Raw genomic sequence first — 12,186 nt, 5'->3', positions numbered from 1 at the left:
AAATGACTTGATTTTCGGGCTGGGTTTAGTTTGGTGCTGTCATTTTCCCTGACTCCCTTGCTTTACGGCCAAGAAAATTTCCAATTCTCAAGAATCAGGGACTTGACATCTTACCGCTGGACTTATAAGATCGTTGCCCGAAAACTGCCGGGCGCCGGGCATCAACGCGATTCCGCGTTAACTGGGCCTCAAGCCGCTTCGGCAACGTCCACATGAACTACTATACTATTTTGACATAAAACCCTTAAAATCCTTTTGTTTCGCGGCAAAGATGTCCATAATTTGTTCAAAAACCCGATCCGGGTCCCGTCCCGCATCAATGATGTGTATGCGCTGGGGGAATTTGGCAGCCACCTGCCTATAGCCTTCTCTAACTTTATGGTGGAAATCGAGCCGTTCGAGATCGAGGCGGTTCACTTCGCGCTGCTTGTTCGCCTGGATGCGGGACAAGCCGATTTGCGGGTCCACATCGAGGTACAGGGTGATATCCGGCAACAAGCCGTCGGTCGCAAATTGATTCACGGACCATATCTCATCCATTCCGAGTCCGCGCGCATAGCCTTGATAAGCCAGGCTGCTGTCGATAAAACGGTCGCAGATGACGATCTCTCCCCGCTCCAAAGCGGGAACCACCTTCTCGATCAGATGCTGTCTGCGGGCAGCCGCGTACAATAACGCTTCCGTCCGCGCATCCATCGCAACGTTAGCCGGATCGAGAATGACGGCGCGAATTTGCTCGGCGATATCGATCCCTCCCGGCTCGCGGGTGATGACGACCGAAAGACCGCGTCCCTCGAATTCCTGGCGCAAACGCTCGATCATGGTCGTCTTTCCCGATCCTTCACCTCCTTCGAGCGAAATAAACATGCCCTGATGTTCTTGTTGCGAATGCCTATATTTATTTGTATGTAAATCGACCGTCATAGGATACTGACCTACTTTCCAAAAGGTTGTACGCCGCCGCGGAATGCGCGGCAGCGCAAGCGCTATAATTTGAACACGCGAATCGTCCGCAGCGTCGGATCCTGCACCCCTTGACACTTTGCCCCCCGCTCCATCACCGTTGCCAACGCCGCCTGCGTCTGCTCCGCGATGAGTTCACCCGGATATACGAGCGGGATCCCCGGCGGATACGGAATCGCCATCTCCGCGGCGATCCGTCCCGCCGCGGCGGCCAGCGGCACCGCTTCGATCTCGTCTTCGCGATAAGGCCGCATGCCGAACGGAACGGGATCGGATACGCCGGTACCGGCAGCGGGCCGCGGCGTGGCGGGCGGCTCCTCGCGGCGAAGCTCGTCCGGCGCGGGGCCGTTCGTTATACGGCTGCCGGCTTCGCGGCCGATCGTTTCGGCTATATCCCGAAAAGCCGCGAACAGCCTGTCCGTATCTTCCGGCGTGGAGCCCAACCCGAACGCGAGCACGACATGGCGCGCGTCGGACATCTCCGGCACGCAGCCGCGGTCTTCCAGCAGCGCTTGCAGTTCATAGCCGCTGTAGGCGCCCGTTCGGTCGCTCACGACCGCCTTGAACGGGTCCAGCGAAGCATATGCGTCCGACTGCGCCGGCCCCAGCAGCGCAAATTGCGGCAGACGCTCCATGCGGCGGCGGAACTCGAGCGCAGCCTCCAGCCCGCGCTCGAACGCCAGCGGTCCGCGGCTGTGCACGAAACGGCGGCTGACGTCAAGCGAAGCCATGAGCGGATACGACGGGCTGGAGCTTTGCAGCATCGTCAGCCGCTGCTTCAGCAGCGCCCGGTCCAGGCGCGGTCCTTGGACGTGCAGCATGGCGCCCATCGTGAGGGCGGACAGCATCTTGTGCGTCGATTGCACGACGCCGTCCGCCCCGCATTGCAGGGCCGAATCCGGCAGCGCCGGATGCAGCCCGTAATGGGCGCCGTGCGCCTCGTCCACGAGCAGCGGCTTGCCGTGCTCGTGCGCCAGCTGCGCCAGCGGGCGCAGGTCGATTCCCATGCCGTAATAGTTGGGGCTGCACAGCAGCACCCCCTTGGCGGCAGGGTATCGTTCCAGCGCGCGCCGTACGGCCTCCGGCGCGGGCGCGGTGGCAAGCCCGCTGCGCGGGTCGAGACGGGGCGCCACGAACACCGCGCGCGCGCCCGCCAGCATGAGCCCGTGCAGCACCGACTTGTGCACGTTGCGCTGCACGATCAGCAGATCGCCCGGCTCCGTGCAGCAGGTTAGAATAAGCGCCAAATTGCCGACCGTGCTGCCCCCCACGAGAAAATGCGTCTCTTCCGCCCCGAAGCAAGCAGCCGCCAGCTCTTGCGCCTCGCGAATAACGCCCTCCGGTTGGTGCAAATCGTCGGTGCCGCTAATTTCGGTGACGTCGATTTTCATGACCTCCCGCAGCAGGCCGATCTCCTCGTCGCACCGTTCGGACGCCGGGCCGGCATCGTACGCCTGTCCGTTTTTATGGCCGGGCACGTGAAAAGTCGCATTTTGCCGCAAATGGTACGATACTAACGCCTCGTACAAAGGCGCGCGTTGCGAATGAAGCATGGTCGAATTCGGTCCTTCCCGCTTGAAAATATCATTCCCTCTATCTGTGCCGCCATTGGCGCGGCCAACGTTGCCTATGTAACGTTATCTATCTATTTTAGCATGAGAAAAACGTCTATTGGAGTATTTCGAGAATGAATAAACAAAAAGGACCCCGCTTCCTAGGAATTTCGGGTCCCCTTATCGAATATATCGCGCCGCCCTTATCAAGCATTTTTCCCAAACCAAATCTGCTTCAACTGACGGATAAAAAAAGGATATTTCGCATCCTTCACATCGGTTCGAACCATTTCCAATTCGCACGCTTCACATATAAATTCGGATAAAATAAAAATGCCCTCCGCTTTTTGGCCGCCGCATATAATACAAGTGCTGTCTTTTTCCTGTTCCATCGACTCACGCCCTTGTTACGTTTTGCTATCAGTATGGCACACTTTCTATTATTTTAAACTTCATTTCAAACCGTTTTCAAATGTTTATATTTTTCTTTCAATTCTCCCCCGGCCGACCGATATATAAAGTAAAGACGATTCTGAACCGACTATTCGCAAGGAGGTATTTCCGACCGCCATGTCCCCAGAACACGATTCGAACGTAACGATTTACCGCTATAAATTAATTCATAAAATAAATTACAGCAAAACGCTTCTTCTTTTTTATATATTGTTACTGCCTATCCTATGCTCGCTGCCGGTCTTCTTGTTTGGGTGGCTCAGCCTATTTTACGTTGCGCTCGCCTTTGCCGTCGTCAGTTGGCTGCATTACGTTATCATTCGCTCCGTGCTGCTGATCGCTTCCGAACCGATCAAGAAACGATGGCGCCACCGCATCCGCTTCCCTTGGATCGGCTACTTGCCCGAGCAGTATATTAGCTATTCCGTTTTTGTTCGGATTCATAAGCATGTGCTCTGGATTGGACTGTGTTGCATCGTCGTCCTGCTGCCATGGTCGCCCCCGGCTTTCACAGCCGGTATGGCGATCTGGCATCTTTGGCTCGCCATTCCGCGGCTCGTTTGCTTCTACCGACTGAGACGGCAGCCGAAGTACGGCATGATCAAGCTGAACGATACCGACTTATCCTACTATAGGCAATAAGCCCGTCTTGGTCATTTACTGATGCCCCTTTTGCCGATATCCCTCTCAATCAGGGAAGCAGAAGGACGAATCATAAGTCTGTTGAACACCCAATTGGACAAAAGCAATATCTCTGCAAAACAAATCTACCGTTAAATGGAATTTTTAGTCAAAATCCGACGGGTTCTAAAGGGTTATTATTCGTTGAGAAATTCAAGCAGTTGTCGATAGTTTGACGGAAAAAACGGCTTTCTGAATGAGGGGGATTTCGACAAAAGGCCGCAGACGCTTATGCTCCATACAACGCTAATGCCAGTTCCCCCTTAACCTGCCGATCTTCCTTAATCCAAACAGTTCAATTTCTTGGCATGGCAGCAGTACAAGCTGTATGGAGTACAACATGTCGAGGGATCAACAAGCGGATTGGACAGCCATGTTGTATTCTGTACAACAAAAATGCCAATAAAATCGCAAAATAGCCCGCTCCGCCCCCAAAATGTTGTAAAAACTGCAACAATGACAGCATGATCGTACGGAGAGAATGCAAAATGTTGTATTTATTACAACATGGATCCCCGCCCCGTTTTCGCAGGCAGGCTATCATTTCCCCCATCTAGTGAACGAATGCTTGCGAGAGAACCTCCCAACGAGCAAAAGACGACCGCTCAAGCAGTCGTCCTCGCTAAGATCGCCGCGGTACGGCGCGCCCTGTTCCTAGGTTCCGCCAGGCCAAGCCGCGAGCCTCTTTATTTCCCGTGGCAATACGACGCAATGCGCCGCGCCACTTGATCGGCCGTAAAGCCGTACTCGGCCATGATCCGCTCTCCCGGCGCGGACGCGCCGAACCGGTCGATGCCGATCTTCAATCCGTCCCGGCCGACATATCGTTCCCAGCCGAGCGTATGCCCCATCTCGATCGATACCCGCTTCTCAATATACGGCGGAAACACTTCGTCCCGGTACGAACGGTCTTGCCGTTCGAACAGCTCCCAGCTCGGCATGCTGACCACGCGCACAGCCGTCCCTTCGGCCTCAAGCCGCTCCTGCGCTTCCAGCGCCAGCGAAACCTCGGAACCGGTCGCGACGAGAAGCAGTTCCGGCCGATCCGCAATACGCGTGTCGGACAATACGTAAGCGCCGCGCGACACATGCGTCTCCGCCAGTGCGGACGTTTGGGCCAGCGTCGGCAGCCCTTGCCGGGTCAGCACGATGGAGACGGGCCCTTCCCGATGTTCCATCGCGTACCGGTAGGCGGCCACCGTTTCGTTCGCATCGGCCGGCCGGAATACGGTCATGTTGGGAATGCTCCGCAGCGCGACCAACTGCTCGATCGGCTGGTGCGTCGGCCCGTCTTCCCCGACGGCGATGCTGTCGTGCGTCAGCACATACAGCACCGGCTGTCCCATTAAGGCAGACAATCGCATCGCCGGCTTCAAGTAATCGGAGAACACGAAGAACGTCCCGCCGTAAACGCGCAATCCTCCATGCAAGGACATGCCGTTCAGAATGGCGCCCATAGCGAATTCCCGTACGCCAAACCACAGATTTCTGCCTGCATAGTTTCCCGCCTGGAAGGCAGCCTCGCCTTTCAGCGCCGTTTTGTTGGAAGAAGCCAAATCCGCGGATCCGCCCAAGAAATAAGGCACCGCCCCGGCGATCGCATTCAATACTTGCCCGGATACGTCGCGTGTCGCTTTCTTGCCGTCGCTTTCGCTGTAGGCAGGCAAAGCCCGCTCCCAGTTGTCCGGCAATTCGCCCCGGATCGCCAGCTTGAGCCGCTCCGCGTCCGCGGGATAGGCAGCCGCGTACCGTTGCCGCAATTGCTCCCACTCGCGTTCGGAAGCTTCTCCCGCAGCTTTGCGCTCCGCGAAATGCCGGCGCACCTCTTCCGGCACCTCAAAGCCGGCGTAAGGCCAGTCGTACTCCCGCCTTACCATTTCCAGCTCCGCCGCGCCAAGCGGCGCTCCGTGCGCGTCGGATTTGCCGCCCTTGTTCGGACTGCCGTACCCGATCACCGTCTTCACCTCGATCAGCGTCGGCCGGGACTGTTCCCGAACGGCCGTGCGCAGCGCTTGGTCCAACGCTTCCAAATCGTTGCCGTCCTCTACCCGCAGCACTTGCCAGCCGTAAGCCTCAAACCGCCCTCCGACCTGCTCGGTGAAAGCCATACTCGTCTCGCCGTCGAGACAAATATCGTTCGAGTCGTACAGGACGATCAGCCGCCCCAAGCCTAAATGGCCGGCAAGCGACGCGGCTTCCGCCGATACGCCTTCCATCAGGTCGCCGTCCCCGCACAGGCAATAAGTATAATGGTCGATAATGTCCAGATCTTCCTTATTAAATACAGCCGCCATATGCCGTTCGGCCATGGCCATGCCAACCGCCATTGCGAACCCTTGGCCGAGCGGTCCCGTCGTCGCTTCGACGCCGGGGGTATGCCCGAATTCCGGATGGCCCGGCGTGCGGCTGCCCCATTGGCGGAACTGCTGCAGCTCCTCTAGCGGCAGGTCGTACCCGCTTAGATGCAGCAAGCTGTACAGCAGCATCGAGCCGTGTCCCGCCGACAGAATAAACCGGTCGCGGTTGAACCATTGCGGATTGGCCGGGTTATGTTTCATGATGCGGTTCCACAATACATACGCCATCGGCGCGGCCCCCATCGGCAGTCCGGGATGGCCGGAGTTCGCCCGTTCGATCCCTTCTACGGCCAGCATGCGTATCGCATTGACGGATAGCCGTTCGATGGAAGGGCGGACCTTATTCGCATGAGTCATACCTATCTCCTCCTTATCCTTTATGACGTGCTATTGCTGAGGGACCTTCTTCCAATCCTCGAGAAATTTCGCAATGCCGGCATCCGTCAACGGATGCTTCCATAAGGAAGGCAGGAGAGAGCCCGGAATCGTCGCGATATCCGCTCCGGCCGTTGCGGCTTGCTGCAAATGAATGATGTTGCGCACGCTCGCCACGATAATTTCCGTTTGCATGCCGTAATTGCGCATAACGGTCTGCAAATCGCGCACCAATTGGATTCCTTCGATCCCGGTATCGTCCAAGCGGCCGACAAAAGGGCTGATATAAGTCGCGCCCGCCTTCGCGGCCATTAATCCTTGCGCTACCGTAAAGACTAGCGTTACGTTCGTTTTGATGCCTTTCTGCGCCAAGTGATACGTCGCTTCAAGCCCTTGCTCGGTCAGCGGCAGCTTAATGACGACATTCGGCGCCCATTGCGCGATTTCCTCGGCTTCCCGGATCATTTCCTCCGTCGTCAACCCGATCACTTCGGCGCTGACGGGACCGTCAACCAGACGGCAAATGCTTTGAATCAGCTCTTGAAAAGGCTTGCCTTCCTTCGCGATTAGACTCGGATTGGTCGTTACTCCGTCTACCAAACCCAGCTTGTGAATTCTGCGAATTTCCTCAATATTGGCCGTGTCGATAAAAAATTTCATTCATCCTTGCTCCCTTCCCTAGAATTTAGCCGATATGCCGAGCGTAAACCGTTACGTGCCGCGAACATAAGCTTGCACGTCGTTCAATATGGCCCGGAAGCTTTCCATATTCCAAGCCGAACGCCCGATGAACAGGCCGGTGACGTCTTCATAGCGCAAATAGCTCATCGCATTATCCTGATTTACGCTTCCCCCGTATAGAACCGGAATGCGGTATCCGGCATCCCCGAACCGTTCCGCCAGAAATTCGCGAATGCGGCGATGAACCTGCGCCACAGCTTCCGGTTCCGCCGGAACGCCCGCCGCACCGATCGACCAAACCGGTTCGTACGCGATCAGCAAACGTTCCGCCGAAGCGGCGGATACGCCGTGCAGACCGATTTTCAATTGGCTGAAGATCGTCTCAAGCGTAACGCCCGCTTCTTTTTGCCGAATATTTTCTCCGATGCATACAAGCGGCCTCATCCGATATTTCAAAGCGGCATGCACCTTTTTGTTAATATCCCAGTCGTTCTCGTTATAATATTGCCGCCGTTCCGAATGGCCTAATTCCACAAGATCCAAACCGATCTCCGCCAACATCGCCGGGGAGATTTCCCCCGTATATGCGCCTTCGTCCGCCCAATGCATATTTTGGGCGCCCAGCATCACCCGTCCGCCGCGCAATACTTCCTTAATCGGCCATAACGACGTATAGGGGGGAATGATGAACAGTTCGACGATCGGATCGAGCCGGTTCTCTCTCGACCATTGGAGCAATTCCGCCGTATACCCTAACCCTTCGGCTAGCGATTTATGCATTTTCCAATTGGTTCCGATCCAGACCCGTTCTTTATTCATGAACGAGAGCTCCTTCCACCCATTCGCGCATCGTCTTCATCATAATCCAGACGGTCGTCGCGCCGGCATCCCGATAACCGATCGCCCGCTCTCCGAGCGATTTGGCCCGTCCGAACTTCGCCGGAATCGATTTCGTATTCTCCACGCCTTGCGCCGCGGCTTCCTCGGCCTCTTTGAGCCCTTCCGCCAACGATTTGGACGCTTGAACGGCCGCGCGCAGCGCTTCCACCGCAGGTTGGAGCGCATCGATCATCGTTTTGTCGCCGAGCTCCGCTTTTCCCCGCACTTTAATGGCGGTCAACGCCCGCCCCCAAATATAAGCGATGGTGGACAAATCCAACTCCTTCATCGGATCGAGCCCTTTGACGCCTCCCATGAACATCGTGCCGAAGATAACGCCGGAAGCGCCGCCCATCGACTTGATCATGGACATGCCTGTCGTTTGAAAGATTTCGTTGACGGAGGACCATTGCTTATTGCGAAGTTCCTCGCTTGCCGCCGTGAAGCCGATCGACATGCCGATGCCGTGATCGCCGTCGCCGATTTGGCTGTCGATTTCCGTCAACAGTTCCTTGCTGCCGATCACCGCTTCCGCTACCTTCAAGAACATATCCCGGGTCTGATCAATGCTTAACGTTTGTACCATCCATGCTAACCTCCCATCTTCGACTTGAAATCCCCTTCCTTATTTCGCAAAATTTTTCAAGCCTTCAAAAAAGGTAGATAAAATCATATATGCCGAGACGGCCCCCGGATCCATATGACCTATTGATCTTTCACCCAATCGACTGGAGCGCCCTTTCTTGGATAATAATTCCGCGGTTTGCTTCATCCCCGTTTCTCCCGCCTTGACTGCGGCTTCAAAACTGGAAATGACATCATTTCCTTCATTCCTGGCTTTAGTCAACGCTTCAACGGCAGGAATCCACGTATCTATCATTGTCTTGTCTCCGATTTCAGCTTTCCCGCGTTCCCGAATTCCTTCGACAGCCGCGACCCAAAATTGAACGATATCTTCTTCGTCAAGCTGCTTTTTCCCTTGCAACTGAGCCCCTCCCCTTAAAAAGGCAGTAGCATACAAAGGTCCGACAGATGAACCTACCGCGTTCAAAAAGGACATCGCCATATCCCTGCATAATTGTGCAAAGTCCGATTCCTGGGCTTGATCAAGCGTTTGAACAATGGCCTTCCAGCCGATCGACATCGTTACCCCGTGGTCTCCGTCTCCAAGAGCGCGATCCAATTCGGAGAGATAATCCTTTTCTTCTTCAATCCTTGCGGCAATCCGATAAAGCGTATACTTAAAGTCTTCGAATGAAAGATTCATACGCGCACCTCCTATTTTTGTACGTACATCGGAGTATCTACGGGATGATCGAGCATTTCGGCAAGTTCGTCATCCAACTTCATAAGAGAGACAGAGCATCCTCCCATCTCCAACGAAGTAACAAACTCGCCGACAAAAGAACGATGAATTTGAATTCCAAGTTCCCTTAATCGCTTTTCTACTCTGCGGAACAATATGAACAGTTCCATATAAGTCGTCGAGCCCAATCCGTTGACTAAAACGGCGACCCGGCTGCCTTGTTCTAAAGGCATATCGCCGATAATCCGGTTTAACAAATCATCCGCGACTTCGTCGGCAGTCTTGATGATTCCGCGTTCGACTCCCGGTTCTCCGTGAATGCCAAGACCGATCTCCATTTCATCTTCCCCCAGCATAAAGCTCGGTTTTCCTGTATGAGGGATATAACAAGGAGCCAAGGCCACTCCCATCGTGCGTACACTTTCATTCGCTTTTCTGGCAACGCGTACGACTTCATCCAAAGAGAAACCTTTATCTGCCGCAGCCCCCGCCGCCTTAAACACCAGGAAACCGCCGGCAATTCCTCTGCGTTTCTCAGGTTCTTCCGATGATGCGGATGCGACGTCGTCAGTAACGCGAACCGTCTCCACCTTAATTCCTTCAAATTCCGCAAGTTCTGCAGCCATATCGAAATTCATGCAATCCCCCGCATAATTTCCGTACATATAGATGACCCCGGCACCTTGGTGTACTGCTTTCGTCACTTCCAGGATCGGAGCTGGCGGCGGAGAAGCGAAAATGTTGCCTACCGGTACTCCGTCTACAAATCCTTCTCCAATAACCCCCATAAATGCAGGTTCGTGCCCTGAGCCCCCGCCGATTACAACACCGACTTTCCCTGATCGTCCTGATGCCGCTTTAACGACCGCTCTATTATTTTGCGGCAAGACTTTCACATATTGGGGATAAGCGGCGACATAACCTTCTATCATTTCGTCCACAACCGCTTCCGGAAGATTGATTAATTTTTTCATCCGCTTCACTCCTCAAGAAAGATATCTTATTTCAAAAATTGATCTAAATTCTCCGGCGTTACAAGCTGAAAGGGAATCCAGTACTCTTGCTCGATTTGTTTCCCTTTTAAATAGTCGACAGCTACTTCAATGGATTTTTCACCTTGACCCTTCGCATCTTGGAACACGGTTGCGTTCAATTTACCGTCTTTGACTGCTTTCAAAGCGTCGGAAATCGCATCTACGCCAATCACCGGGATTTCATCGCGATTTTTGAAACCTTTCCCCTCCAGAGCTTGTACGGCGCCCAGTGCCATTTCGTCATTCTGACTCACGACGGCGTTAATCTGACCTTGAAAAGCTTGCATCCAGTTTTCCATGAGACTCAGACCTTCCGACCGGGACCAGTTAGCGGTTTTTTCAGCTAGTACTTTAATATCCGGATATTTTTGCAAGACGTTATGAATGCCCTCTTTACGCTGCACTTGCGCAGAACTTCCGATCGGACCCTCCATAATAACAATGTTTCCTTTAGGCCCCATTTTCTCCACAATATAATTCATCTCTATTTCCCCGGCAGTAACGTCATTGGAACCGATATAAGATGTAAGCTTATCGCTGTTAACCCGCGTATTCACGCCGAATACCGGTATTCCCGCTTTTACGGCTTTATCGACTGCAACACCCATGGCATCAACATCAACCGGTGAAAAAATAATCGCGTCGTATTTTTGTGAAATCATATTTTCAAACTGAGCAATTTGCGTGTTAACATCGTAATTACCGTCAAACACTTCAATGTCTACGCCCAGTTCTTTCGCTTTTTCTTTTTGGGCATCACTGATCATCACCGTAAATTCGTTTTTTAAACCGTAATGGGTCACCCCAATTTTCAGCTTCCCGTCTTTTTGGCCCGTTCCTCCGTTATTCGGGTCTGTCGAGCCGCCCGATTCCTTGTTACCGGAAGCACATCCGGTTAAGACGAGGATCAAAGTCAAAATCATCATCAAAGTTGTCGTTGTAACGCTTCTCTTTTTCATGTTTCAAGTCCCCCTATTAAATTAATGAATGGTGTAACCGCCGTCGACTAAATACGTAGATCCGGTTGTAAATGTGGAAGCATCCGAAGCAAGCAGAACGGCAACGCCTCCTAATTCTTCCGGCTCGCCAAGCCGTTTCATCGGAACATAGTCCAAAACATGAGCCAACTCGCCTCCCTCTTCAAATATAGGTTTCGTCATCGCCGTCTTCATATAACCAGGGGCGATAGCGTTTACGCGAATATTATATTTAACCCACTCGGAAGCAAGGCATTTCGTCATCATGATGACGGCGGCCTTTGAAGCGTTATAAGCGCACTGCGCCTCCGTATTTGCGATGTAGCCTGACATCGATGCGATATTAATGATAGAGCCGCCGCCGGTTTTCATCATTTGCAGCCCTACATATTTAGAAACCAGATATACTCCATTGACGTTCACATCCATCGTTCGCTGCCATTCCGCCAACGTTTGCTTTTCCATTTCAATTTTTTGACAAATTCCAGCATTATTCAGGAGCACGTCTATTTTCCCGAATTCGACCGTCGATTTATCGACCATGCGTTGTACTTCTTCTTCTTTCGTGACGTCAACTTGCATTGCAAGCGTGGCTACACCGTATTGTTTTGCAATCTCATCGGCCGTTTGTCGAGCTATTGCGAGATTGACGTCTGCGATCACTACATTGGAACCGAAGGATGCGAAGGCTTGGGCCATAGCTTTGCCAAGCCCAACCGCTCCGCCGGTTACGATCGAAGTTTTGCCCGTAAGATCGAATAATTTTTTGTAATCCATGTTGTAAAACTCCCTTCAAGTCTATTTGTACGAAAATAAACTATTTAACATTAAAGCGCTAAAGTCCCTTGGACCGAAAAGGTTTCCTAAGCAACATTAATATCCATAAAGTTACAGTTATGCTGGGACTATCTCACGTAGCTCTACTTC

Annotated in this window: 12 protein-coding genes; 1 reads left to right on the top strand and 11 read right to left on the bottom strand. The window is 53.4% G+C overall.

What is annotated here, in order from left to right:
• Positions 1 to 225: 225 nt before the first annotated feature.
• From tmk to LQ229_RS26225, 3 genes are all read right to left on the bottom strand, one after another.
• On the bottom strand, positions 226 to 867 hold the full coding sequence (tmk, locus tag LQ229_RS26235; RefSeq protein ID WP_230193346.1) for a dTMP kinase: 642 nt from the start codon (positions 865 to 867) through the stop codon (positions 226 to 228).
• A 119-nt stretch (positions 868 to 986) separates the two neighbouring features.
• Positions 987 to 2,516 carry an aminotransferase class I/II-fold pyridoxal phosphate-dependent enzyme gene (locus tag LQ229_RS26230; RefSeq protein ID WP_230193345.1) on the bottom strand — a complete coding sequence of 510 codons (1,530 nt, stop codon included), beginning with the start codon at positions 2,514 to 2,516 and terminating at the stop codon, positions 987 to 989.
• A 206-nt stretch (positions 2,517 to 2,722) separates the two neighbouring features.
• Positions 2,723 to 2,908 (bottom strand): sigma factor G inhibitor Gin, encoded by a 186-nt coding sequence (locus LQ229_RS26225; protein ID WP_216539924.1) that lies wholly within the window; start codon positions 2,906 to 2,908, stop codon positions 2,723 to 2,725.
• A 178-nt stretch (positions 2,909 to 3,086) separates the two neighbouring features.
• On the opposite strand from LQ229_RS26225, the gene LQ229_RS26220 reads away from it, so the two are divergent.
• Positions 3,087 to 3,611 (top strand): hypothetical protein, encoded by a 525-nt coding sequence (locus tag LQ229_RS26220; protein WP_216539925.1) that lies wholly within the window; start codon positions 3,087 to 3,089, stop codon positions 3,609 to 3,611.
• A 725-nt stretch (positions 3,612 to 4,336) separates the two neighbouring features.
• On the opposite strand, the gene tkt is transcribed toward LQ229_RS26220, so the two are convergent.
• Genes tkt through LQ229_RS26180 form a run of 8 tightly spaced genes read right to left on the bottom strand, consistent with a single transcriptional unit; the run spans position 4,337 to position 12,036 of the window.
• Positions 4,337 to 6,364: a transketolase gene (gene tkt, locus LQ229_RS26215; protein ID WP_230193344.1), complete on the bottom strand. Its 2,028-nt coding sequence runs from the start codon at positions 6,362 to 6,364 to the stop codon at positions 4,337 to 4,339.
• A gap of 30 nt (positions 6,365 to 6,394) precedes the next feature.
• Complete coding sequence (fsa, locus tag LQ229_RS26210) at positions 6,395 to 7,042, bottom strand: fructose-6-phosphate aldolase (RefSeq protein WP_216539927.1); 648 nt, start codon at positions 7,040 to 7,042, stop codon at positions 6,395 to 6,397.
• A gap of 51 nt (positions 7,043 to 7,093) precedes the next feature.
• Positions 7,094 to 7,882: a triose-phosphate isomerase gene (locus LQ229_RS26205; RefSeq protein WP_216539928.1), complete on the bottom strand. Its 789-nt coding sequence runs from the start codon at positions 7,880 to 7,882 to the stop codon at positions 7,094 to 7,096.
• A complete protein-coding gene (dhaL, locus tag LQ229_RS26200; RefSeq protein ID WP_216539929.1) occupies positions 7,875 to 8,528 on the bottom strand; it encodes a dihydroxyacetone kinase subunit DhaL in 654 nt (217 codons plus the stop codon). Before dhaL (LQ229_RS26200) ends, LQ229_RS26205 begins: the two co-directional genes overlap by 8 nt.
• A 39-nt stretch (positions 8,529 to 8,567) precedes the next feature.
• Positions 8,568 to 9,209 carry a dihydroxyacetone kinase subunit DhaL gene (gene dhaL / locus LQ229_RS26195; protein ID WP_216539930.1) on the bottom strand — a complete coding sequence of 214 codons (642 nt, stop codon included), beginning with the start codon at positions 9,207 to 9,209 and terminating at the stop codon, positions 8,568 to 8,570.
• Positions 9,210 to 9,220: 11 nt separating this feature from the next.
• Complete coding sequence (locus LQ229_RS26190) at positions 9,221 to 10,222, bottom strand: dihydroxyacetone kinase subunit DhaK (protein WP_216539931.1); 1,002 nt, start codon at positions 10,220 to 10,222, stop codon at positions 9,221 to 9,223.
• Positions 10,223 to 10,248: 26 nt separating this feature from the next.
• The gene (locus tag LQ229_RS26185) at positions 10,249 to 11,241 is read right to left on the bottom strand and encodes a substrate-binding domain-containing protein (RefSeq protein ID WP_230193343.1); all 993 of its coding nucleotides are present in this window, start codon (positions 11,239 to 11,241) and stop codon (positions 10,249 to 10,251) included.
• A 21-nt stretch (positions 11,242 to 11,262) separates the two neighbouring features.
• Entirely contained in the window at positions 11,263 to 12,036 is a 774-nt protein-coding gene (locus tag LQ229_RS26180; RefSeq protein WP_230193342.1) for a glucose 1-dehydrogenase, read from the bottom strand.
• Between the last annotated feature and the right edge of the window lie 150 nt (positions 12,037 to 12,186).

Source organism: Paenibacillus sp. CECT 9249 (assembly GCF_918697855.1).
In the GTDB taxonomy this organism is placed as follows: Bacteria; Bacillota; Bacilli; order Paenibacillales; family Paenibacillaceae; genus MSJ-34.
The sequence above is the reverse complement of the archived record's forward strand: the minus strand, read 5'-3'. Positions and strand labels throughout refer to the sequence as shown.